At 65.4% G+C, this 23756-nt stretch carries 14 protein-coding genes; 6 read left to right on the forward strand and 8 right to left on the reverse strand.

What is annotated here, in order from left to right:
* Positions 1-189: 189 nt before the first annotated feature.
* The 3 genes from adeC to H618_RS0111685 are packed head-to-tail and all read right to left on the reverse strand — an operon-like array spanning position 190 to position 5960.
* Complete coding sequence (gene adeC, locus H618_RS0111675; RefSeq protein WP_028695245.1) at positions 190-1641, reverse strand: AdeC/AdeK/OprM family multidrug efflux complex outer membrane factor; 1452 nt, start codon at positions 1639-1641, stop codon at positions 190-192.
* The gene (gene ttgB, locus H618_RS0111680; RefSeq protein WP_028695246.1) at positions 1638-4799 is read right to left on the reverse strand and encodes a multidrug efflux RND transporter permease subunit TtgB; all 3162 of its coding nucleotides are present in this window, start codon (positions 4797-4799) and stop codon (positions 1638-1640) included. Before ttgB ends, adeC begins: the two co-directional genes overlap by 4 nt.
* Before the next feature lie 3 nt (positions 4800-4802).
* Positions 4803-5960, reverse strand: a complete 1158-nt coding sequence (locus H618_RS0111685) for an efflux RND transporter periplasmic adaptor subunit (RefSeq protein WP_028695247.1) — start codon at positions 5958-5960, stop codon at positions 4803-4805.
* 253 nt (positions 5961-6213) lie between these two features.
* Here H618_RS0111685 and H618_RS21615 point away from each other — a divergent pair, with 253 nt between their 5' ends.
* Positions 6214-6888 (forward strand): TetR family transcriptional regulator, encoded by a 675-nt coding sequence (locus H618_RS21615; RefSeq protein ID WP_050577293.1) that lies wholly within the window; start codon positions 6214-6216, stop codon positions 6886-6888.
* Positions 6889-6891: 3 nt separating this feature from the next.
* On the opposite strand, the gene H618_RS0111695 is transcribed toward H618_RS21615, so the two are convergent.
* Positions 6892-8292, reverse strand: a complete 1401-nt coding sequence (locus H618_RS0111695; protein WP_154660654.1) for an MDR family MFS transporter — start codon at positions 8290-8292, stop codon at positions 6892-6894.
* A gap of 407 nt (positions 8293-8699) precedes the next feature.
* On the opposite strand from H618_RS0111695, the gene H618_RS0111700 reads away from it, so the two are divergent.
* Positions 8700-9569, forward strand: coding sequence for an isocitrate lyase/PEP mutase family protein (locus H618_RS0111700; protein ID WP_028695249.1), 870 nt, complete (start codon positions 8700-8702; stop codon positions 9567-9569).
* Positions 9570-9578: 9 nt separating this feature from the next.
* Here the strand turns inward: H618_RS0111700 and H618_RS21620 are convergent, their stop codons facing one another.
* Positions 9579-10511: a LysR family transcriptional regulator gene (locus H618_RS21620; protein ID WP_050577294.1), complete on the reverse strand. Its 933-nt coding sequence runs from the start codon at positions 10509-10511 to the stop codon at positions 9579-9581.
* A 169-nt stretch (positions 10512-10680) separates the two neighbouring features.
* On the opposite strand from H618_RS21620, the gene H618_RS0111710 reads away from it, so the two are divergent.
* Positions 10681-11559: an MBL fold metallo-hydrolase gene (locus H618_RS0111710; protein WP_028695250.1), complete on the forward strand. Its 879-nt coding sequence runs from the start codon at positions 10681-10683 to the stop codon at positions 11557-11559.
* 6 nt (positions 11560-11565) lie between these two features.
* Here H618_RS0111710 and H618_RS0111715 read toward each other — a convergent pair whose 3' ends face one another.
* Both H618_RS0111715 and H618_RS21625 read right to left on the reverse strand, forming a co-directional pair.
* A complete protein-coding gene (locus H618_RS0111715) occupies positions 11566-13413 on the reverse strand; it encodes an O-linked N-acetylglucosamine transferase, SPINDLY family protein (protein ID WP_028695251.1) in 1848 nt (615 codons plus the stop codon).
* Positions 13414-13494: 81 nt separating this feature from the next.
* Positions 13495-19197: a beta strand repeat-containing protein gene (locus H618_RS21625; protein WP_211232359.1), complete on the reverse strand. Its 5703-nt coding sequence runs from the start codon at positions 19195-19197 to the stop codon at positions 13495-13497.
* 378 nt (positions 19198-19575) lie between these two features.
* On the opposite strand from H618_RS21625, the gene H618_RS0111725 reads away from it, so the two are divergent.
* The 3 genes from H618_RS0111725 to tadA all read left to right on the forward strand — a co-directional run bounded on the left by H618_RS0111725 (position 19576) and on the right by tadA (position 22181).
* Complete coding sequence (locus H618_RS0111725; RefSeq protein ID WP_028695253.1) at positions 19576-20178, forward strand: class I SAM-dependent methyltransferase; 603 nt, start codon at positions 19576-19578, stop codon at positions 20176-20178.
* A 141-nt stretch (positions 20179-20319) separates the two neighbouring features.
* A complete protein-coding gene (locus H618_RS0111730) occupies positions 20320-21702 on the forward strand; it encodes a multicopper oxidase family protein (protein WP_028695254.1) in 1383 nt (460 codons plus the stop codon).
* Positions 21702-22181: a tRNA adenosine(34) deaminase TadA gene (tadA, locus tag H618_RS0111735; protein WP_028695255.1), complete on the forward strand. Its 480-nt coding sequence runs from the start codon at positions 21702-21704 to the stop codon at positions 22179-22181. Before H618_RS0111730 ends, tadA begins: the two co-directional genes overlap by 1 nt.
* A 61-nt stretch (positions 22182-22242) precedes the next feature.
* On the opposite strand, the gene mltF is transcribed toward tadA, so the two are convergent.
* A complete protein-coding gene (gene mltF, locus H618_RS0111740; protein ID WP_028695256.1) occupies positions 22243-23697 on the reverse strand; it encodes a membrane-bound lytic murein transglycosylase MltF in 1455 nt (484 codons plus the stop codon).
* Positions 23698-23756 lie beyond the last annotated feature (59 nt).

Here is a 23756-nt window from a genome sequence, read left to right on the forward strand (position 1 = left end):
GGGATTTTCAGCGCTGGCTGGTTATTCCGTCAACGAATAGGAGGATGGTTATCTATTCGATTATGGAATTTACATAGAGAGTTTGGCGCGTTCAGGCCAAGCCGGGGAGGCTGGCTGAGCTGTGCCTTGAGTCGCAGCTCGAGCGGCGCGATTGCCGCACCGCTCGAACTGCCAAGGCATTGCGATGAATCAGCCCTTGGGCGTCTGCACAGAGGCTTGCTGGGCCTGGCCGGTGCGCTCGTACCAGCCGCCACCGAGGGCTTTGTACAGGTTGACTTCGCTGGTCAGCTGCGACAGGCGATCACTGATCAGCGCCTGTTGCGCGCTGAACAGCGTGCGCTGGGCGTCGAGGAAGGTCAGGTTGCTGTCGATACCGATGCGGTAGCGACGCTCGGCCAGGCGGTAGTAGTCCTGGTTGGCGGCGACCAGATCGCGCTGGGCCTGCAACTGCTCTTCGAAGGTCTTGCGCGCGGCCAGGCCATCGGCGACTTCCTGGAAAGCGGTCTGGATGGTCTTCTCGTACTTGGCGACGTTGATGTCCTTCTGGATCTTCGCGTAGTCGAGGCTGGCGCGCAGCGCACCGGCGTTGAAGATCGGCAGGTTGATCTGCGGCTGGAACAGCCAGGTACCCGAGCCACTGCCGAACAGGCCGCTCATGTCCGGGCTCAGCGTGCCGGCATTGGCGGTCAGGCTGATGCTTGGGAAGAACGCCGCGCGTGCCGCGCCGATATTGGCGTTGGCGGCCTTGAGCAGGTGCTCGGCTTCCTGGATGTCGGGACGCCGCTGCAGCAGATCGGACGGCAGGCCCGCCGGCACTTCGGCCAGCTGATCGGCATCGAGCTTGAGCGGCGCCGGCAGGTTGCTCGGCACGCCAGTGCCGAGCAGCACGGTCAGGCTGTTCAGGTCTTGCGCCACCAGGCGTTGATACTGCGCCAGCTTGACCCGCGCGCCTTCCACGGCGGTGCGTGCCTGGCTCAGGTCGAGCGCCGAAGACACCCCCACTTCGCTGCTGCGCCGAGTCAGGTTGAAGCTCTGCTCGTAGGCGTCGAGGGTGTCCTTGGTCAGCTTGAGCAGGTCTTGATCGGCCTGCCAGGTGTAGTAGGCGTTGGCGATGCTGGCGACCAGGGCGATCTGCGTCGAGCGGCGTGCCTCTTCGCTGGACAGGTAGGTCTCCAGGGCCTGCTGGCTGAGGCTGCGCACGCGACCGAACAGGTCCAGTTCATAGGCGCTGACCCCGACTGTGGCCGAGTACTGGCTGGTGATGCCGGCGCGGCCGGTCTGCGACAGATCGGCCGGCACCCGCTGGCGACTGCCGCTGCCTGAGGCCGACACCGCCGGGAACAGATCGGCCCGCTGGATGCGGTACTGCGCGCGGTAGGCGTCGATGTTCAGTGCCGCGACGCGCAGGTCGCGATTGTTTTCCAGACCGGTCTGGATCAGCTGTTGCAGCGCGCGGTCGGTGAAGAACTGGCGCCAGCCTTGTTCGGCTGCGGCGACATCGGCCGACTCGGCGGGCGAGTAGGCCGGCCCCTGCGGCCACTGCGCCGCGACCGGGGCTTCCGGGGTCTGGTAGTCAGGGATCAGCGAGCAACCGCCGAGGATCAAAGCGGTTACTGCCAGGGACAGCAGGGACTTGGTCATTGCCCAGCCTCATTACGTGGAGTTACGGGATGTTCGGAGTGTTCGTCGGCTTTACGCTTGTTGCCGCCGAACACCGAGGAAACGGCGACGAAGAACAGTGGTACCCAGAAGATAGCCAGTACCGTGGCGCTGATCATGCCGCCAATCACCCCGGTGCCGATGGCGTGCTGGCTGCCTGAGCCTGCGCCGCTGGCGATGGTCAACGGTACCACGCCGAGAATGAACGCCAGCGAGGTCATGATGATCGGACGCAAACGCATGCGGCAGGCTTCGATGGTGGCGTCGTACAGACTGCGCCCCTGTTCATGCAGCTCTTTGGCGAATTCGACGATGAGAATCGCGTTCTTCGCCGCCAGGCCGATGGTGGTCAGCAGGCCGACCAGGAAGTACACATCGTTGGACAGGCCGCGCAGGCTGGTGGCGATCAGCGCACCAATGATGCCCAGCGGCACCACCAGCACCACGGCGATCGGAATCGACCAGCTTTCGTACAGCGCTGCCAGACAGAGGAAGACGAACAGGATCGACAGCGCGAACAGTGCCGGCATCTGCGAACCCGAGAGTTTTTCCTCGTAGGACATGCCGGTCCAGGCGTAGCCGATGCCGTCCGGCAGCTCGCCGGCAATGCGCTCGACCTCGGCCATCGCTTCACCGGTGCTGTAGCCTGGCGCCGGCGTACCGAGCACCTCGACCGCTTCCACACCGTTGTAGCGCGACAGCTTGGGCGAACCGTAGGTCCACTCGCCGCTGGCGAAGGACGAGAACGGCACCATCTCGCCCTGGCCGTTGCGCACGTACCATTTCTGCAGGTCTTCCGGGCTCATGCGGGCGCTGGACTGGCCCTGAATGTAGACCTTCTTGACCCGACCGCGGTCGATGAAGTCGTTGACGTAGCTGCCGCCCAGGGCAATCGACAGGGTGTTGTTGATGTCGGCGATGGTCACGCCCAGGGCACTGGCGCGCTCGTCGTCGACGATCAGCTGGTACTGCGGTTCATCGTTCAGGCCGTTGGGACGTACGCCTGCAAGAATCTTGCTCTGCGAGGCCTTGGCGAGGAACTGATTGCGCGCCTCCATGAGTTTTTCATGGCCGACGCCGGCGCGGTCCTGGAGGAACACGTCGAAGCCGCTGGCGTTACCCAGCTCCAGCACCGCAGGCGGCGCGAAGGCGAACACCATGGCGTCGCGGAAGGTGAAAAAGTGCTGCTGGGCGCGGGTGGCGAGGTTGAACACGCTGTTCTCTGCCGAGCGCTCGCCCCATGGCTTGAGCATGATGAACGCCATGCCCGAGCTCTGCCCACGACCGGCGAAGTTGAAGCCGGTCACGGTGAAGACCGACGACACGGTGTCGGATTCATCCTTGAGCAGGTAGCTGCGCATCTGGTCGACCACATCCTGGGTGCGCTCGGCACTGGAGCCTGCGGGTGTCTGTACCTGGGCGAACAGCACGCCCTGGTCTTCCTCGGGAAGGAAGGCGGCGGGGATGCGGTTGAACAGGAAGACCATGCCGACCACGATCAGCGCATAGGCCAGCAGGAACGGAATCTTGCGCCGCAGGATGAAGCTAACGCTGCGTTCGTAACCCTGCACGCTGCGGTCGAAGCTGCGGTTGAACCAGCCGAAGAAGCCGCCCTTGGCGTGGTGATGCTCGCCCTTTTTCAGCGGCGTGAGCATGGTGGCGCACAGGGCCGGGGTGAACACCAGCGCGACCAGTACCGACAGGCCCATGGCCGAAACGATGGTGATCGAGAACTGCCGGTAGATGACCCCGGTCGAGCCGCCGAAGAAGGCCATCGGCAGCAGCACCGCCGACAGCACCAGGGCGATACCGACCAGCGCGCCCTGGATCTGCTCCATGGACCTCTTGGTCGCCGCCTTGGGCGGTAGCCCCTCCTCGGACATCACCCGCTCGACGTTTTCCACCACCACGATGGCGTCGTCCACCAGCAAGCCGATGGCCAGGACCATGGCGAACATGGTCAGGGTGTTGATGCTGAAACCGAACGCGGCAAGGATGCCGAAGGTACCGAGCAGCACCACCGGAACGGTCATGGTGGTGATGATGGTGGCGCGGAAGTTCTGCAGGAACAGGTACATCACCAGGAACACCAGCACCACGGCTTCGATCAAGGTGTGGATCACCCCGCTGATCGACTCGGTGACCACGGGCGTGGTGTCGTACGGGAACACCGCTTTCATGCCCGGCGGGAAGAACGGCTCCAGGTCGCTGATGGTCTGGCGCAGCGCCTTGGCCGTGTCCAGGGCGTTGGCGCCGGTGGCCAGCTTGATCGCCATGCCCGAGGCCGGCTTGCCGTTGAACTGGGCGCTGACCGAATAGTTCTCGCCGCCCAGGCCGACCTTGGCGACGTCACGCAGGCGCACCTGCGAACCATCGTTGTTGACCTTGAGCAGAATCTTCTCGAACTGCTCGGCGGTCTGCAGACGGGTCTTGCCGATGATGGTGGCGTTGAGCTGGGTGCCAGGCATGGCCGGCAGGCCGCCGAGCTGGCCGGAGGAGACCTGCACGTTCTGCGCTGTGACCGCGGTGCGCACATCGACCGGGGTCAGCTGGTACTTGTTGAGCTTGGCCGGATCGAGCCAGATACGCATGGCGTACTGCGCACCGAACACCTGAAAGTCGCCGACGCCTGCGGTCCGCGAGATCGGGTCCTGCATGGTCGAAACGATGTAGTTGGCCAGGTCGTCCTTGGTCATCGAACCATCTTCGGACACCAGGCCGATCACCATCAGGAAGTTCTTCACCGCCTTGGTCACGCGAATACCCTGTTGCTGCACTTCCTGCGGCAACAGCGGGGTGGCCAGGTTGAGCTTGTTCTGCACCTGCACTTGCGCGGTGTCGGGGTTGGTGCCCTGCTCGAAGGTGGCGGTGATGGTCATGCTGCCGTCGGAGTTACTTTCCGACGACACATAACGCAGGTTGTCGATGCCGTTGAGCTGCTGCTCGATGACCTGCACCACGGTGTCCTGCACGGTCTGCGCCGAGGCGCCCGGGTAGGTCACGGCGATGGCGATGGCCGGCGGCGCGATGCTGGGGTACTGGTTGATCGGCAATTTGAGGATCGACAGGGCGCCGACCAGCATGATCACCAAGGCGATCACCCAGGCGAAGATCGGGCGATCGATAAAGAACTTCGACATGGTTTACTCCGCTTTGGCGTCTGCGTCGGCTGCCTTGGCCTGATCAGGGCTGTTCGGCTTCTTCAGGTTGCTGGCTTCGCTGACCTTGACCTCGACGCCAGGGCGTACGTATTGCAGGCCTTCGGTGATCAGACGGTCGCCCGGGTTCAGGCCTTCCTCGATCAGCCAGTCGCTGCCCAGGGTGCGGCTGGCCTTGAGTTCGCGCAGCTCGACCTTGTTGTCCTGGTTGACCACCAGCGCGGTCGGGGTGCCCTTGAGGTCGCGGGTCACGCCTTGTTGCGGGGCGAGAATGGCATTGGCGTTGACGCCGGCCTTGAGTCGGGCGTGGACGAACATGCCCGGCAGCAGCTCGTGCTCAGGGTTGGGGAAGACCGCGCGCAGGGTGACCGAGCCGGTGGTTTCATCGACCGCCACTTCGGAGAACTCCAGGCGCCCCTGGTGCTTGAACAGGCTGCCGTCTTCCAGCACCAATTGCACCTGCGCGGCATTGTCACCGGCCTTCTGCAACTGGCCGCTGGCAAGGTCACGGCGCAGCTTGAGCAGCTCGGCGGTGGACTGGGTGACGTCGACGTAGATGGTGTCGAGCTGCTGGATGGTGGCCATGGCGTTGGCCTGGCCATTGCTCACCAGCGCGCCTTCGGTGACCGCCGAGCGACCGATGCGGCCGCTGATCGGCGCCAGCACCTTGGTGTAGCGCAGGTCGATTTGCGCGCTCTTGAGGCTGGCCTCTGCTTGCAGGCGTTTGGCATTGGCGTCGTCGTATTCCTGGCGGCTGACCGCCTGCTCGTCGATCAGCTGCTTGTAGCGACCGGCCAGCGAACGGGTGGCCTGCAGGTTGGCCTGGGCGGTGGCAAGGGTGGTTTCGTAGACGGCCGGGTCGATCTGGTACAGCTGCTGACCCTGCTTGACGTCGCTACCTTCCTTGAACAGACGCTTGAGAATGATGCCATTGACCTGCGGACGGACTTCCGCGACACGGAACGCCGAGGTGCGTCCCGGCAGCTCCGAGGTGAGCGTGAAGGATTGTGGTTGCAGGGTAATCACCCCGACCTGAGGCGCAGGCTGCGCAGCTGGCGGCGCCTCTTCTTTCTTACAGCCGCTGAGCAGTGTGGCCAGGGCGACGGCGGAAACCAGAGCGGTGACAGCTGGCTTGAAGTGCATGAGGATCCTCGGATCGCGGGAGCAGGGGAGCTCAACAGTTGGGAGACGGAGTGGAGCGCCATGTTATCGGGTGGATAAATAGCTTGCTAAGGAATATACTTACGTTCATGGTTGTTTGTAAATACCGCAGGGTGGTACTTGGCTACTACCCACGTCCTGTTGAACACATTTCCGGGATACGCACGTTAGAGGCGCCCCCGGGGGATTTCCACGCCGCACCGTAAGCGTGGGACCTGATTGAGGTTGTGCTGCCATGGTTCGTCGTACCAAAGAAGAAGCTCAGGAAACCCGCGCGCAGATCATTGCGGCTGCGGAAAAAGCCTTCTACCGCCGCGGCGTCGCCCGCACCACCCTGGCCGATATCGCCGAGCTCGCCGGCGTCACCCGCGGTGCCATCTACTGGCATTTCAACAACAAGGCCGAGCTGGTTCAGGCCTTGCTCGACATGCTCCACGAAACCCATGACCATTTGGCTCGCGCCAGCGAAAGCGAGGATGAACTCGACCCGCTCGGCTGCATGCGCACGCTTTTGTTGCAGGTACTCAATGAGGTAGTGCTGGACGCCCGGACCCGGCGTATCAATGAGATTCTGCATTACAAGTGCGAGTTCACTGACGACATGTGCGAAATCCGCCAGCAACGGCAACGCTCGGTGCTGGACTGCCACAACAGTATCGTGGTGGCCATGGCCAATGCAGTGCGCCGCGGCCAGTTGCCCACCGACCTCGACCCGGAACAGGCCGCCGTGGTGCTGTTCGCCTACTTCGATGGCCTGATTGGCCGCTGGCTGCTGCTACCGGGCAGCTTCGACCTGCAAGGCCAGGGTGAACGCTGGGTCGACGCCGGGCTGGACATGCTGCGCTGGAGCCCGGCGCTGCGCAAACAGGGATTTGTGAACGATTGTGAGGGCAACGCTTCCCTGGTATGAGGCTCAGCGCCCGCGCAACTGCCGATCGGGCAGGGCGAGGGCCGCGAGCAGCGCCAAGGCAGCCACTGCGGCGCTGCCCAGCAACACCTGGCGGAACACCTGCAGCAATTGTGCCTGCGTCTGCGCGTCGACCCCTTGGCTGTTCAGGCTGCCGAGCAACGGATTGCCCAGCAGTGTCACGCCATCGTGCTGCAGCAGGGCCAGCAGCAGGCTGGACATGATCGCCACGCCCATCGCCCCGCCCAGTGAGCGGAACAGGTTGGTGGTGCTGGTGGCGACACCGATGTCGCGATGCTCAACGGCGCTTTGCGTGCCGACCAGCGAGGTCGGGAACTGCAAGCCGCCAGCGATGCCCGCCAGCAACATGAAAACGCCGCTGAACCACACCGCCTGGGGCGGGCTGAGCGCCATGCCGAGAATCGCCAGCGGCATCAGCAGCGCTCCGGCCAGAATCTGCGGCTTGTAGCGCCCGGTGCGGCTGGTCAGACGTCCGCCGGTGAAGGCGCCCAGCGGCAAGCCCATCGCCAGCGGCAGCAGGTGCAGCGCGGCGCTGTCGGCCCCGGCGCCGGTAATCGCCTGGTAGCGCAGCGGCATCAGCATGGTCAGGGAAATCGCCTGGAAGCTGGCGAAGAAGATCACGCACCAGCACAGCACGGCCACGCGGTTGCTGAACAGCCCCAGCGGCAGCAACGGTTCGGCGCAGCGCCGTTCACGGGCCACCAGCGCGAGCAGGCCGAGCACTGCGCCGGCCAGCAGCGCCAGCACCGACGGCGAGCCCCAGGCGCTGCCCTGACCCACCAGGCTGATCGCCAGCAGCAGGCTGCCGACGCCGACGATCATCAGCACCCCGCCCAGGTAATCGACCTGCGCCTGCCGGCGGCTGACCGGCAGCCCAGCCAGTGCGCGATGGATCGCCCACAGCGCCAGTACGCCCAGTGGTACGTTGATCCAGAACACCCAGTGCCACGACAGGTAGGCCGTCAGCCAGCCGCCGAGCACCGGCCCGGCGACACTGGCCAGGGCATACATGCTGCTGAAATAGCCTTGATATCGACCGCGCTCGCGCGGTGGCACGTAGTCGCCGATGATCGCCTGACTCACCGAGACCATGCCGCCTGCGCCCAGGCCTTGCAGCACCCGCGCCAGCACCAGTTGCTCCATGTTCTGCGCCAAGGCACAGCCCACCGAGGCCAGGGTGAACAGCGCGGTACCGGTAAGGATCATCCGCCGCCGGCCATACAGGTCACCGAGCTTGCCGTAGATCGGTACGGCCACGGTCATCGCCACCAGATAGGCGGAAATCACCCAGGCCAGCAGGCCGACATCATTGAACTGCGCAGAGATCGCCGGCAGTGACACGGCGACGATGGTCTGGTCGAGGGCGCCGAGCAGAATCGCCAGCATTAGGGCGGTCAATACGGCGCGTAGATGGGTGTCGCTGAGTTGGGTGGTCACGTGCTGTCCGCTGCGCTTGAGGTCGTGGCGATTGAAGCTTGCCGGGAAGGAAGTGTACGCCGGGTTAGATAGCTTCCCATGTAGAATCTGCATCCCCTATGCACGATCGGCATACGGGGTTTCATCGTCTGAAACATGGCTGCGTGCTATCGTGGCGGCGTCAAACAGCCTGAATCAAAGGCTTTGCACCAGGATAGTGCAGCATTTTGTCACGGGGTCATCCAGTGCTGTATCCCGTACGGTCTATTCCCTCCCTGCATGCCTTGCGTGGAGTGCCTTCATCATAATGATTGGAACAGGTCGGCAATGCCGGCTCTGGGAGCCAGTTGAACAGTTGACGTAACAGCGGAGTGATCATGCCCAAGGCTTCCCACCACGATCTGCGTATTGCCTTCCGCGAGTTGCTCGCGTCCGATTCCTGCTACCACACCGCCTCGGTCTTCGACCCGATGTCGGCGCGCATCGCGGCCGATCTTGGCTTCGAAGTGGGCATCCTCGGCGGCTCGGTCGCCTCGTTGCAAGTGCTGGCCGCACCAGACTTCGCCCTGATCACCCTGAGTGAATTCGTCGAGCAGGCCACGCGCATCGGCCGGGTGGCGCAGCTGCCGTTTCTGGCTGACGCCGACCACGGTTACGGCAACGCACTCAACGTGATGCGCACGGTCATCGAACTGGAACGCGCAGGCGTCAGCGCCCTGACCATCGAAGACACCTTGCTGCCGGCGCAATTTGGCCGCAAGTCCACCGACCTGATCTCGGTCGACGAAGGTGTCGGCAAGATTCGCGCAGCCGTCGAAGCGCGGGTCGATTCGGCCATGGCGATCATTGGCCGGACCAACGCCGGCGTGCTCAGCACCGAGGAAGTCATCCACCGTACGCAGAGCTACCAGAAGGCCGGCGCCGATGGCATCTGCATGGTCGGCATCAAGGACTTCGATCACCTCGAGCAGATTTCCAGCCACCTCAGCGTGCCGCTGATGCTGGTCAGCTATGGCAACCCCAACCTGCGCGACGACCAGCGCCTGGCAGAGCTCGGCGTGCGCATCGTGGTCGACGGGCATGCCGCCTACTTCGCGGCTATCAAGGCCACCTACGACTGCCTGCGCCTGCAACGTGGCCGGCAGAACAAGTCGGAAAACCTCAGTGCCACCGAGCTGTCGCACACCTACACCCAGCCTGAGGACTACATCCGCTGGGCCAAGGAGTACATGAACGTCGAGGAGTGATCCTCGTCTTCATTCGCTCGAGGCGGGCAGATGTTCCTGCGCAGTCAGGCTCCACGGCGAGCCATCGGCAAAACGCTCGACCAGAAAGTCGAGCATGCTGCGCAGCGTTGCCGGCATGTGCCTGCGTGAGGTGTACACCGCGTTGAGCATCAGTTCACGGGGTTTGGCCTGGGGCAACAGGCCAACCAGCTCGCCGCTGCCCAGCGCCGGCGCGGCCAGGTAGGCCGGCAACAGCGCGATGCCGGCGCCCAGCACGGCAGCTTTTTGCAGGCTGATCGCCTCGTTGCAGCTGATGTTGCCTTTCACTGCCACCTGCACGGCCTCGCGCTCCACCTCGAAATGCCAGTCAGCGTTGCTGAAATAGGTGTGGGTCAGGCAGTTGTGCAGCGCCAGATCCTCGACCTGCAACGGCGTGCCATGGGCCTTCAGGTAGGCCGGGCTGGCGCAGACCACCGAGCGACACAAGGCCAGTGGGCGGGCGATCAGGTTGGGGTCGAGCACGTGGCAGGAACGGATCGCCAGATCGATGCGCTCCTCGACCAGGTCCACCGTGCGATCGAGCATCTGCAACTCGACCTTCACCGCCGGGTAGCGCTGGGCGTACTCCACCACCGCATCGATCAACTGCGCCTGGCCGAACGAACTGCTGACGCTGATGCGCAGCGTGCCGCGCGGTGCGTCGTCGGGTCGGCGGACGGCGTCGTGCAGTTCCCCGGCCAGCTCCAGCAATTGTCGGCAGCGCGGCAGGGTTTCCTGGCCGGCGGCGGTCAGGCTGAGCCTGCGCGTGGTGCGCTGCATGAGGCGGGCGCCCACCCAGTCTTCCAGCTCGGCCAGATAGCGCGACACCACCGGTCTGGACAGTTGCAGCTGCTCGGCGGCGGCCGACTGGCTGCCCAGATCGACCACGCTGACGAACACGCGCATGGCAGTTAGACGGTCCATGATTTGTCCGAATTACGAAATGAACTGTGTCCAATGATGGCATTTTTTGCCGGCAATCGAGCCAATAAGCTGTCGACCTTTGCCGGTGCGTCAACCGGGTGGCGCCTTGTGGGCGAAGCGTAACGCTGGCCGCCCCAGCGCTGGTCCGTCATTTCCCGGAGGATGTCCGATGTTGTCACGCTCCTTGCTTCGCAGGCTGCTGTTGGCTTGCCTGTTCCTTTCGACGCCGCTGCTCGCCGCCGAGCCGCTTCGGCTCGAGGTCTTCAATCCGGGCGAGGACGGCGTGTTTCCGGTCAGTTCGGTGATCGTCAGCGGCAAGCATGAGGCACTGCTGATCGACGCTCAGTTCGGCAAGGCCCAGGCCGAGCAACTGGTGCGCCGGCTCAAGGCCAGCGGCAAACGCCTCAAGGCGATCTATATCAGCCATGGCGACCCGGACTACTACTTCGGGCTGTATACCGTGCTCAAGGCCTTCCCACGCACGCCGGTGCTGGCCTCCCGCGCCACCGCCAAATACATCCGCAAGACCATGAACGCCAAGCGGCTGTACTGGGCGCCCAAGCTCGGCGCCGATGCCCCCGAGCGGCTGATCGCGCCGAAAGTGCTCAAGGGTGATCGGCTGGTTCTGGAAGGGCAGGCCGTGCAAGTGATCGGCCTGGATGGCCCGCAGCCGGTTCGCAGCTTCGTGTGGATTCCCTCCATTCGTGCAGTGCTTGGCGGGGTCGTGGTGTCAGAAGGGCTGCACGTGTGGATGGCCGATACGCAATCGGCGCAGTCCCATGTCGACTGGCTGAGCACCCTGGCGCGCATCGAGTCGCTGCAACCTCGCACGGTGATTCCCGGCCATTACCTGGGCGAGAGCACCCGTGACGTGCGCGCGGTGCAGTTCACCGCCGACTACATCCGCGCCTTCGATGCCGAGGCCAGCAAAGCCCGTGATGCCGTCGAACTGATCACGGCGATGAAGTTGCGCTACCCAAGGCTCGCCGACGACAGCTCGCTTGAGCTGAGCGCCAAGGTCGCCAAGGGCGAGATGAGCTGGCCGTGACCCGGCTCAGCCCTGGGCCAGCGGCTGTCTTAGCGCCACCCGCTTGAGCGCATCCTCGAAATCCCTTACGAAGCGTGGCGTGTCGAACAGCACCGACGATTCGCGCCCGGCCTGCAGGCGCTGGCGCAGGCTGGTCAGGCGCTGCGGGTTGCTCGCCAGCTCCACGGCGCGGTCTTCATAGGCTTGCAGCGACTGGCAGATCAGCTCCGGCAGGCCCAGCGCGGTGAGCAGGCTGCCGGCCATGCGCGAGGCGAAGGTGCGACCCGAGCGGGTCAGCACCGGCAGGCCCATCCACAGCGCATCGTTGGCGGTGGTGCCGGCGTTGAACGGGTAAGTGTCGAGGAACAGGTCGGCGGCGCTGTAGCGGGCCAGGTACTGCGCCGGCGCCACCCGCGGGGCGAACAGCAGGCGCTGCGGATCGACGCCTTGCTCGGCGGCCCGTGCGCACAGGTTGCCCTGGGCCCAGGGGTTGTCCGCCAGCAGCCAGAGCACGCTGCCCGGGGTGCGCTGAAGAATGCGCATCCAGCAGTCGAACACCGCTTCATTGAACTTGTAGTTGTTGTTGAACGAGCAGAACACGAAGCGCTCGGCAGGCAGGCCGCAGTCGGCGCGGCTGGGCAGCTCGGCGACCGGGCGCTGGCGGTCGCTGCACTGGTAGATCTGCGCCAGATACAGAGGCGTTTCGCTGTAGTAGGGCTTTTCCCGGTCGGGGATCAGGTACTGGTCGGCGATCACGTAGTCGATGCCGGGCAGGCCGGTGCTGCCGGGAAAACCCAGATAGGTCATTTGCACCGGCGCCGGGCGCAGGGCGGGGATGTCCGGGCGGGCACCGGCGGTCAGGCCATGCAGGTCGATGAGAATGTCGATTTCATGGCGGCGGATGCACTGTGCGGCGGCATTGTCATCCAGCTCACCGATGGGCACGAAATGATCCATCGCCTGACGCACCCGCTGACGCAGGGCCGAACCGTCCTCGCGGCTCCAGCAGAAGCCATACACCTCGAACTGGCTGCGGTCGATCAGCTCGAACAGCTCGACGGTCAGCAGCGACACCGCGTGCAGGCAGAAATCCGAAGACAGAAAACCGATGCGCAGTTTGTCGTGGGCATAGCCCTCGGCAGGCGCCAGGCTCAGCCCCGGTTGCCTGACCCGCTCACGCACGAAGCGCATGGCCGCCGCCAGTTGCAGGCCCGGTTCGTCGCTGGCCGCCAGCAGCGCGAGCGGCGAGGCGGCCTTGAGCAGATCGCCTGCGCTGACGCCCGGCAAAGTGCTGAAGGCCGGCCATACGCATTGCTTCTGGCGCAGGTGCAGCCAATGCTGAATCACCTTGGGCTGCGCGGGGGCAGCGATCAGGCTGGCCTGCAACGCCGCTTCGGCGGCGGCGAACGCACGGGTTTCTTCCGAGAGTCGGCCCAGGGCGTTACAGGTCATCAGGTACAGCTCGCGGCTGTGCTCGGCATCGACCAAGCGCTGGTCGAGCATCGCCTGCCAGGTCGCCAGCGCCTGTTGCGGCTGTTGCTGACGTTCTTGCAGCGCGCCCAGGTTGAACCAGGCCTGGGCGAACTCGGGGTTCTGCGTGATGGCGGCGCGGTAGGCCTGTTCGGCCCCGGCCAGCTCGCCCAGCCCGGTCAGGGTCGCACCGAGGTTGAACTGAATGATGTAGTTGACCGACGAGTGACAATGGCGCAGCCAGTGCTGATACAGCACGGCTACGTCGCGTGGACGCTGGGCGGCATTGAGGCGCTCGGCGGTTTCCAGCAGGCGCATGGGTTCGAGCGCGGCGCGCTCGGCCAGTTGCAGGGCGGCTGCCAGCACCGCGTCGAGGTCGGGGCTGTGAAGGATGTCGGTAGGCATGGCGCCAGGTTCTCCGCCAATAAAAAAATACCGAGCTCTTTCGAGCTCGGTATCGGGTCAGTCAAGGTTTACCACTGACGATCAGTGAATCCAAGTCTGCACATCGGTTGCGACCAGCAGTTGCACGTCGCCGTCGTTGAACACGTTGTAGCTGGCGCCGTCCACTTCGGTGGTGCCCGCCGACTGCCACTGGCCGGCATCGCCGCTGAGGTTGACGCTGTCGTTGTGCGCACCGTCGACGATCAACTGCACCGGCGCCGCCGCGCCGTTGCCGGCTTCACCCTGTACCGCCTGGCCCAGCGCTGCCACGGCTGCGGCATCGAGGGTCAGGCTGGTGGCCTTGGCGCCATCGGCGGCCAGGTCGACGTGGGCCACGGTCTGCCCGTCACGCTGGCTGAGGTCGATGGCCTGGGCGCTGTTGCCATCGGTACGGAACCACACGTCGGCGATGCTGTGGCTCTGGCCGTCGCTGGTTTCGAAGCTGGCGTTGAGGCCGATCAGGTTGCCATGGTTGAGCTCGGCGGTCTTGCTCACATCGAGGTTGAACTGGGTGATGCCCAGATCGCTCAGGCTGTGCAGCTCGCCGGCATCGGTGATGCCATCGTCGTTGCGGTCGACCCACACTTGCAGGGCGGCGAACAGCGCGTCAGAGGCATTGACCACGCCATCGTGATTGCTGTCCAGGCTGGCCAGGGCCTCGAAGCCGTCCTTGGCCAGCGAGCCATCGGGCAGGCGGAAGGCCGAACCGAACAGCTCCGAACCGTCGTTGACCAGGCCGTCGCCGTTGCGGTCGAGCACCAGCAGGCCGTCACCGCCGCTGGCCCAGCCGGTGGTTTCCTTGTGGCCGTCGGCGTTGAGGTCGAACTTGACCCCATTGCTCAGGTGGCGGGTTTGCACACCGTCGCCATTGAGGTCGAGCACCAGCGGGGTCGACAGCGCCAAGGCATCGATCTGGCTGGCGCTCATGGCCTGCAATTGCGCGGTGGTGAAGGCATCGACCTGGTTCATCGACAGGTGCGACAACTGCGCGGTGGTCAGGGCTGCCGCCTGGGTGGTGGTCAGCGCGGCCACTTGCGCAGTGGTCAGGGCGGCCATGTCGGTGGTTTCGATGGCGATGATCTGCGCGGTGGTCAGCGCTGCGATGTCAGCGGTTTCCATCGCCGCGAACTGGGTCGCTTTGAGGGCGACGATCTGCGCCGTGGTCAGGGCGGCCACTTGGGCAGTGGTCAATGCCACGACCTGGGCATTGGTCAGCGCCGCGACATCAGCGGTTTCCATGGCCGCCACTTGCGTGGTGGTCAGCGCTGCGATCTGGCCGACCTTGAGCGCGGCCACTTGTGCGGTGGTCAACGCCACCACCTGAGCCGTGGTCAGTGCCGCGGTCTGCGCGGTGGTCAGGCTCGCCACACTGGCCAGCGACAGCGCCGCGACGTCGGCGGTTTCCAGCGCGGCCACCTGGGTGGTGGTCAGCGCTGCGGCCTGGGCGGTGGTCAACGCGGCCACTTGCGCGGTGGTCAGCGCTACTACCTGAGCGGTGGTCAGTGCGGCGATGTCGGCGTTTTCCATCGCAGCGATCTGCGTCGGTTTCAGCGCAGCCACTTGTGCAGTGGTCAGTGCAGCGACCTGGGCCGTGGTCAGGGCCACCAGCTGCGGGTTGCTCAGGGCTGCCAGGTCGGCGTTTTCCAGAGCCGCCACTTGCGTGGTGGTGAGGGCCGCGATCTGCGTCGGCTTGAGCGCGGCCACTTGGGCAGTGGTCAGCGCGACCACCTGGGCGGTGGTCAAGGCGGCCAGGTCGGCGTTCTCCATCGCGGCGATCTGCGTGGGTTTCAGCGCGGCGACCTGGGCGGTGGTCATCGCGGCCACCTGGGCGGTGGTCAGCGCGACGATGCCGGCGGTGCTCAGAGCGGCGACGTCGACCGTCTGCATGGCCGCCACTTGCGTGGTGGTCAGGGCCGCAACCTGGGCCGGTTTCAGCGCGGCCACCTGGGCGGTGGTCAGGGCGACGACCTGGTCGGTGGTCAGTGCGGCAGTTTGGGCGGTGGTCAGGGCAGCGATGCTGTTGACTGGCAGCGCGGCCAGGTCAGCGGTTTCCAGCGCGGCGACCTGGGCAGTGGTGAGGGCCGCCACCTGGGCGGTAGTCAGCGCCGCGACCTGTGCGGTGGTCAGGGCGACGATCTGCGCGGTGGTCAGCGAGGCCACATCCACGGTTTGCATGGCCGCGATCTGCGTCGGTTTCAGGGCGGCCACTTGCGCGGTCGTGAGCGCCGCAACCTGTGCGGTGGTCAGGGCGATGACTCCGGCGGTGGTCAGAGCGGCAATGTCGACGGCCTCGATGGCCGCCACCTGGGTGGTGGTCAGTGCCGCCACTTGGGCGGTGGTCAACGCGGCCACCTGGGCGGTGCCGAGGGCCACCACCTGAGCGGTGGTCAGGGCCGCGACGTCAGCGGTTTCCATGGCGCTGATCTGCGTGGGTTTCAGCGCGGCGACCTGGGCGGTGGTCAAGGCTGCGACCTGGGCGGTGGTCAGCGCGACGATGCCTGCGCTGCTCAGCGAGGCCAGATCGACCGGCTGCATGGCCGCCACTTGCGTGGTGGTCAGCGCAGCGACCTGAGCAGGCTTGAGCGCGCCGGCCTGGGCGGTGGTAAGGGCGACGATCTGTGCGGTGGTCAGCGCCGCGGTCTGTGCGGTGGTCAGTGCGGCGATGCTACCCAACGGCAGGGCGGCGATGTCAGCGGTCTCCATCGCGGCGATCTGCGCGGTGGTGAGGGCAGCGATCTGCGTTGGCTTGAGCGCGGCCACCTGGGCCGTGGTCAGCGCCACCACTTGATCGGTAGTCAGCGCGGCGACGTCAGCGGTTTCCATGGCAACGATCTGCGTCGGCTTGAGCGCAGCGACCTGGGCGGTGGTCAGCGCCGCCACCTGTGCGGTGGTCAGGGCGACGATGCTGGTGGTGGTCAGCGCAGCGACGTCGACGGTTTCCATGGCCGCCACTTGCGCGGTGGTCAGGGCGGCGATCTGCGTCGGCTTGAGGGCAGCGACCTGGACCGTGGTCAGGGCCGCCACCTGGGCGGTGGTCAGTGCGGCGACATCAGCGGTTTCCAGAGCGACGACCTGGGTCGGCTTCAGCGCGGCGATCTGCGCGGTGGTCAGTGCCGCTACCTGGGCGGTGCTCAGGGCCACGATGCTGGCGGTGGTCAGCGCCGCGACGTCAACGGTTTGCAGCGCCGCCACCTGTGTGGTGGTCAGTGCGGCGATCTGCGCCGGCTTGAGCGCGGCCACCTGCGCGGTGGTTAGCGCCACCACTTGTGCAGTGGTGAGCGCGGCGGTCTGCGCGGTGGTCAATGCGGCGACGCCGTTGACGGTCAATGCGGCGACATCGGCGGTTTCCATGGCCGCCACTTGAGCGGTGCTCAGGGCAGCGACCTGCGCGGTGGTGAGGGCTGCGACTTGCGCGGTGGTCAGGGCCACCACTTGCGCGGTGGTCAGCGCGGCGACATCGACGGTCTGCATCGCTGCCACTTGCGCCGGCTTGAGCGCGGCGACCTGTGCCGTGGTCAGGGCCGCGACCTGAGCGGTGGTCAGGGCCACCACGCCTGCGGTGGTGAGGGCGGCGATGTCGGCGGTTTCGATGGCCGCCAGTTGCGTGGTGGTCAGTGCGGCCACCTGAGCGGTGGTCAAGGCGGCCACCTGAGCGGTGGTCAGCGCCACGACCTGGGCGGTGGTCAGCGCTGCGACGTCGGCGGTTTCCATGGCCGCGACCTGGCTTGGCTTGAGTGCCGCCACCTGAGCGGTGGTCAGCGCCGCGACCTGAGCGGTGGTCAGGGCAACCACGGCAGCGTTGCTCAGCGAGGCGACATCCACCGGCTGCATGGCGGCGATTTGTTCAGTCGTCAGCGCAGCCACTTGCGCCGGCTTGAGTGCGGCCACCTGAGCGGTGGTCAGGGCGACCACTTGCGCAGTGGTCAGGGCTGCGGCCTGGGCGGTGGTCAGCGCAGCGACGCTGTTCACTGGCAGGGCGGCGACGTCAGCAGTTTCCATCGCGGCCACTTGAGCGGTGGTCAGCGCGGCCACTTGCGCGGTGGTGAGTGCTGCCACTTGCGCAGTGGTCAGGGCGACTACCTGGGCGGTAGTCAGCGCCGCGACATCGGCGGTCTCCATGGCGGAAACCTGGCTTGGCTTGAGCGCGGCCACTTGCGCGGTGGTGAGTGCTGCCACTTGCGCAGTGGTCAGGGCCACGACGGCGGCCGTGGTCAGGGCCGCCACGTCGACGGTTTGCAGTGCGGCGACCTGAGTAGTCGTCAGCGCGGCCACCTGGGCAGGCTTGAGCGCGGCCACTTGCGCGGTGGTCAGCGCCACCACCTGAGCGGTGGTCAGCGCAGCGGTCTGCGCAGTGGTCAGGGCAGCAACGCTGGTCACCGGCAGGGCGGCGATATCGGCGGTTTCCATGGCGGCCACTTGCGTGGTGGTGAGCGCGGCGACCTGCGCGGTGGTCAGCGCAGCCACTTGCGCGGTGCCCAAGGCCACCACCTGGGCGGTGGTCAGGGCGGCGACGTCGACGGTTTGCATGGCGGCGATTTGCGTCGGTTTGAGTGCTGCCACCTGCGCGGTGGTCAGGGCCGCGACCTGGGCGGTGGTCAGCGCCACGACGCTGGCGTTGGTCAGTGCGCCGATATCGGCGGTTTCCATGGCGGCCACTTGCGTGGTGGTCAGGGCGGCGACTTGTGCCGTGGTCAGCGCAGCGACCTGAGCGGTGGTCAGCGCCACCACCTGGGCGGTGGTCAGGGCGGCGATATCAGCCGTTTCCATGGCCGCGACCTGGTTGGCCTTGAGCGCGGCGACCTGTGCGGTGGTCAGTGCCGCGACTTGCGCGGTGGTCAGCGCAACGATACCGGCGGTGCTGAGCGCAGCGATATCGACGGCCTGCATGGCGGCCACCTGGGCGGTGCTCAATGCGGCCACCTGGGCCGGCTTGAGTGCGGCGACCTGGGCGGTGGTCAGGGCGACGATTTGATCGGTGGTCAGCGCTGCGGCCTGTGCCGTGGTCAGCGCCGCAACGCTGGTCACGGGCAGGGCGGCGATGTCAGCGGTTTCCATGGCCGCGATCTGCGCGGTGGTCAACGCAGCGACTTGGGTGGTCTTCAGGGCGGCGACCTGAGCGGTGGTCAGGGCCACGATTTGCGCAGTGGTCAGTGCGGCGACGTCGGCGGTTTCCATCGCGGCGATCTGCGTCGACTTGAGCGCGGCGACTTGAGCGGTGGTGAGCGCTGCGACCTGGGCAGTGGTCAGGGCGACCACGCTGGTAGTCGTCAGGGCAGCGATATCGACCGTCTGCATGGCTGCGATCTGGGCCGTGGTCAGGGCAGCGACCTGGGTGGTTTTCAGCGCAGCCACCTGCACGGTGGTCAACGCCACGACCTGGTCGGTAGTGAGCGCGGCGGTCTGCGCACTGGTCAGTGCCGCGATGCTGGTCACCGGCAGGGCGGCGAGGTCAGCGGTTTCGAGGGCGGCGACCTGGGTGGTGGTCAGCGCGGCGACCTGGGTGGCCTTCAGCGCGGTCACCTGGGCGGTGGTCAGGGCGACGATCTGCGCGGTGGTCAGTGCCGGCAGTTGCGTGGCCGACAGCACGGCGATGTTGGGTTTGCTGATCACGGCGATCTGCGCCGTGGTCATCTGAGCGATCTGAGCGGTGCTCAGGGCGGCGATATCCTGGGTCGCCAAGCGGGCGATGGTGGCCGTACTCAAGGCAGCGACTTGCGCCGGGGTCAACGAAGAGATGTAGCTCATGAACGCATCCTGTCTAAGGTTTTTGTGCGCTGCCAGCGTTGTCGCCGTAGCCTTGGGCCGGGAATGGATAGCCCCCCACGTCGTTTAGCGACCTGGGCTGAAAAAACCTTAAGATCGTTTATTGATGGCGTTTTGCCTTTTGCTTTCTTTTGGTTATAAAAAGCACGCTATCTATAGGCTGAGCTTGTAAAAAGGCGGTCATTCAGCATGTCCCGCACGCTCTACCGCGCGGCTCCGACCGGGCCGATAGGGGGCCGGGGCAGGGTGCTTGACCGCGTATCGAGGCGCCACTAGTGTGCGCGGGAAGCCGCGTCTATCCGCCAAAGTGCGAGGGCGCCGGCGTCTTTCTTTCCTGGCACTTTGCGCGAGTACCCATCAGTGAAAACCTTCCTTCATGTCGGTTGCGGTCCCAAGAACAAGAGCGGTACCACCAAAGGGTTTGCCACTGACGACTGGCAGGAGCTGCGCTTCGACATCGATCAGAGCGTCAACCCGGACATTCTCGGCACCATGACCGACATGTCGCAGGTGCCCGATGCGTCGGTCGATGCGCTGTTCTCCAGCCACAACATCGAGCACCTCTACCCCCATGAAGTGCCGGTGGCCCTGGGCGAGTTCAAACGCGTGCTCAAGCCCGGCGGCTTCGTGGTGATTACCTGCCCTGACCTGCAATCGGTATGCGCGCTGGTGGCCGAAGACAAACTCACCGACGAGGCCTACCGTTCGCCGGCCGGGCCCATCGCGCCAATCGACATTCTCTACGGCCATCGTCCGGCCATGGCCGACGGCAACCTGTTCATGGCTCATCGCTGCGGTTTCACCAAGAAAGTGCTGACCGCTTCGTTGCAGGCTGCCGGCTTCGACATGGTGCTGCCGATCCAGCGCGCCTACCCGGCGTTCGACCTGTGGGCGGTGGCAGCTCTGGCGCCGATCAACGAGCAGCAAGTGCTGGAAATCGCCCAGCAGCATTTCCCTGCCTGACCTGAGCCCCTTGCCGGGCAGGCCTCGAGCCTGCCGCGGGCAGAGTTCACTTAATCTTTCTCAATTGCAGGTGTATCGTATTCGCCCTTGATCGCCGGCCATGCTGGCAAATTGACTTGGCATTACGAGGTACCCGCACCGATGTCCGTAACCCGTCGACAAATGCTCATGGGCCTCAGTGGCCTGGTGGTGGTAGGCCTGGGCGCGGGGGGCGCGGCGCGCTACTGGCTTGGCAAGGTCGAGGACGACAACGCCGGGCACGATTACGAGCTGATCGCAGCGCCGCTGGATGTCGAGCTGGTGCCAGGCTTCAAGACCCAGGCCTGGGCCTTCGGCCCGTCGGCGCCCGGCACCGAGTTGCGCGTGCGCCAGGGCACCTGGCTGCGGGTGCGCTTCATCAACCATCTGCCGGTGGAAACCACCATTCACTGGCACGGCATTCGCCTGCCCCTGGAAATGGACGGGGTGCCGTACGTGTCGCAGTTGCCGGTCAAACCGGGCGAATACTTCGACTACAAGTTCCGCGTGCCGGACGCCGGCAGCTACTGGTATCACCCCCATGTCAGCAGTTCCGAAGAGCTCGGTCGCGGGCTGGTCGGCCCGCTGATCGTCGAGGAGCGTGAGCCTACCGGTTTCGCCCATGAACGCACGCTGAGCCTGAAGACCTGGCACGTCGACGAGCAGGGCGAATTCATGCCCTTCAGCGTACCCCGCGAGGCAGCGCGCAACGGCACTGCCGGGCGCCTGATCACCATCAATGGCGCGGCCGATGCAGTGACTGAACTGCCGGCCGGGCAGGTGGTACGGGTGCGTTTGCTCAACCTCGACAACACCTGGACCTACCGCATCAACCTGCGCGGCAATTGCGAGGCGCGCATCTACGCCCTGGACGGTAACCCGATTACCCCACGGCCGCTGGAGGACGACTACTGGCTCGGCCCTGGCATGCGTATCTGCCTGGCGATTCGCATTCCCCAGGCCGGCGAAGAGATTTCCCTGCGCGATGGCTTCGTGCGTCTCGGCACCTTGCGCTCGGTGCCCAGCGAGCAAGCGCCCGGCGACTGGCCCAAGGCACTGCCGGCCAACCCGATCGCAGAACCCGACCTGGACAATGCCGAGAAGCTCAATTTCAACTTCGAGTGGGCCGGCAAGGTGTCGGTGGACACCGACAACGGTCGCCCGCCGAGCCTGTGGCAGATCAACGGCCAGGCCTGGGACATCACCGACAAGACCTGCGCCGACCGGCCCATCGCTACCTTGCAGAAGGGCAAGAGCTACATCTTCGAACTGAAGAACATGACCCAGTACCAGCACCCGATTCACCTGCATGGCATGAGCTTCAAGGTGATCAACTCCAACCGCCACGAAATCCGTGAGCCGTGGTTCACCGACACCTACCTGCTGGGCAAGAACGAACGTGCCCAGGTCGCCCTGGTGGCCGATAACCCTGGCACCTGGATGTTCCACTGCCATGTCATCGACCATATGGAAACCGGTCTGATGGCCGCTATCGCGGTGGTTTGATGCGCCCGCAGATCATCGATCGCAGCCGCGATCAGGAATTCATGAGTCTGGCCCTGGCCCTGGCTGGCGAAGGCGCGGCGCTGGGCGAGGTGCCGGTGGGTGCGGTGCTGGTGCAGCAGGGCGAGGTCATCGGCCAGGGCTTCAACCGACCGATTCTCGACAGCGACCCCAGCGCCCATGCCGAGATGGTCGCTATCCGCGCCGCCGCCCATGCCGCCAGCAACTACCGCCTGCCGGGCAGCACCCTGTACGTGACCCTCGAGCCATGCAGCATGTGCGCCGGGCTGATCGTCCACGCCCGTGTGGCGCGGGTGGTCTACGGCGCCAGCGAACCCAAGGCCGGAGTGGTGCAGAGCCAGGGACAGTTCTTCGCCCAAGGGTTTCTCAATCACCGGGTGCTGGTGGAAGGCGGGGTATTGGCCGAGGAGTGCGGGCGGGTGCTGAGCGAGTTCTTCAAGGCGCGGCGGGGGAAGGGGTGAGGGGGTTGTTCGCGTCGGTATAGGGGGTGCAAAGCAGGCCCAGCCCCCACCGACCCGACACTCACGGCTGCGCCGCGTCCACCGGCTTGTCCTTGTTCACCCCCGGCACATGCAGGGCGCCTTCACCCGGCTGGCCTTCGAGCTGCGGCTGGGTCACCCAAGTGAGGATGTCGTAGTAACGGCGGATGTTGGCGACGAAGTGCACCGGCTCACCGCCGCGGGCATAGCCGTAGCGGGTCTTGCTGTACCACTGCTTCTGCGCCAGGCGCGGCAGCATCTTCTTCACGTCCAGCCACTTGTTCGGGTTCAGCCCTTCGCGTTTGGCCAGGGTGCGGGCGTCTTCCAGGTGGCCGCTGCCGACGTTGTAGCCGGCCAGGGCGAACCAGGTGCGGTCCGGCTCCTTGATGCTGTCGTCGAGCTGATCCTTGACCAGCATGAAGTACTTGGCCCCGCCCTGGATGCTCTGCCGGGCGTCGAGGCGGTTGGAGATGCCCATGGCCTGGGCGGTGCGCTGGGTCAGCATCATCAGCCCGCGCACGCCGGTCTTGGAGGTGACTTCCGGCTGCCACATCGATTCCTGATAGCCGATCGCGGCCAGCAGCCGCCAATCGACCTGCTCGACCTTGGCACTGGCCTTGAAGTGTTTTTCGTACTTGGGCAGGCGCTGCTGCAAGTGCTGGGCGAAGGTGTAGGCGCCGACGTAACCGAGTACATCGACATGCCCGTAGTAGCGGTCCTTGAGGCGCTGCAAGGTGCCGTCCTTCTGCGCCTTGTCGATGAAGTCGTTGACCTTGTTCAGCAGGCTGTCGTCTTCGCCGGCGGCCACTGCCCAGCGCTGGTCGCGGGTATCGCCCAGGTCGAAGGCCACGCGCACATTGGAGAAATACACTTGGTTCATCGCCAGTTCGTTGGAGTCGACCAGGGTCAGGTCGATCTGCCCTTCATCGACCATGCGCAGCAGGTCGACCACCTCCACCGCATCGGACTCTTCGTATTCGAGTCCCGGATACTGCTGCTTGAGCGCCGCCAGCTGTTCGGCGTGGCTGCTGCCCTTGAGCACCATGATCTTCTTGCCCACCAGGCCGCTGGGCTGGGTCGGGCGCGGGCGGCCGTTGCGGTAGATGACCTGCGGCGTGACTTGCAGATAAGGGTGCGAGAACCTGGCCTGGGCGTTGCGTTTCTCGCTGCTGACCAGACCGGCGGCGGCCAGCACCGGGCCGGAAGGGCTGCCCAGTTGGCTGAAGAGGTCGTCGAGGTTGTCGGCGGTTTCGATCTTCAGCTCCACCCCGAGGTCGTCGGCGAAGCGCTTGACCAGCTCGTATTCGAAGCCGGTTTCGCCGTTGCGATCCTGGAAATAAGTGGCCGGGCTGTTGCGGGTGACCACGCGCAGGACGCCGTCATCCTTGACGCGTTCGAGTGTGCTGGGTTTTTCAACACAGGCACCGAGCATCAGGAAGAGTCCGGTTGCGATGAGCCATCTGGCGCAACGCTGGCGCAAAGCAGTCTGGGCGAACATGCGGTGCAGTATACGCAAAGCCTTGCCCGCGCCATATCTCGACAACGACAGGCAGGTCT

The sequence above is a fragment of the Pseudomonas cremoricolorata DSM 17059 = NBRC 16634 genome, assembly GCF_000425745.1.
GTDB classification, from domain to species: Bacteria; Pseudomonadota; Gammaproteobacteria; order Pseudomonadales; family Pseudomonadaceae; genus Aquipseudomonas; species Aquipseudomonas cremoricolorata.

Bases quoted from the DNA above. Each gene is read 5' to 3' on its own strand.
- H618_RS0111685 (WP_028695247.1), bottom strand. From the start codon at position 5,960: ATGCACTTCAAGCCAGCTGTCACCGCTCTGGTTTCCGCCGTCGCCCTG.
- H618_RS0111730 (WP_028695254.1), top strand. From the start codon at position 20,320: ATGTCCGTAACCCGTCGACAAATGCTCATGGGCCTCAGTGGCCTGGTG.
- tadA (WP_028695255.1), top strand. From the start codon at position 21,702: ATGCGCCCGCAGATCATCGATCGCAGCCGCGATCAGGAATTCATGAGT.
- H618_RS21625 (WP_211232359.1), bottom strand. From the start codon at position 19,197: ATGAGCTACATCTCTTCGTTGACCCCGGCGCAAGTCGCTGCCTTGAGT.
- H618_RS21615 (WP_050577293.1), top strand. From the start codon at position 6,214: ATGGTTCGTCGTACCAAAGAAGAAGCTCAGGAAACCCGCGCGCAGATC.
- H618_RS0111715 (WP_028695251.1), bottom strand. From the start codon at position 13,413: ATGCCTACCGACATCCTTCACAGCCCCGACCTCGACGCGGTGCTGGCA.
- H618_RS0111695 (WP_154660654.1), bottom strand. From the start codon at position 8,292: ATGCTGGCGATTCTGCTCGGCGCCCTCGACCAGACCATCGTCGCCGTG.
- H618_RS0111710 (WP_028695250.1), top strand. From the start codon at position 10,681: ATGTTGTCACGCTCCTTGCTTCGCAGGCTGCTGTTGGCTTGCCTGTTC.
- H618_RS21620 (WP_050577294.1), bottom strand. From the start codon at position 10,511: ATGGACCGTCTAACTGCCATGCGCGTGTTCGTCAGCGTGGTCGATCTG.
- mltF (WP_028695256.1), bottom strand. From the start codon at position 23,697: ATGTTCGCCCAGACTGCTTTGCGCCAGCGTTGCGCCAGATGGCTCATC.
- H618_RS0111700 (WP_028695249.1), top strand. From the start codon at position 8,700: ATGCCCAAGGCTTCCCACCACGATCTGCGTATTGCCTTCCGCGAGTTG.
- adeC (WP_028695245.1), bottom strand. From the start codon at position 1,641: ATGACCAAGTCCCTGCTGTCCCTGGCAGTAACCGCTTTGATCCTCGGC.
- ttgB (WP_028695246.1), bottom strand. From the start codon at position 4,799: ATGTCGAAGTTCTTTATCGATCGCCCGATCTTCGCCTGGGTGATCGCC.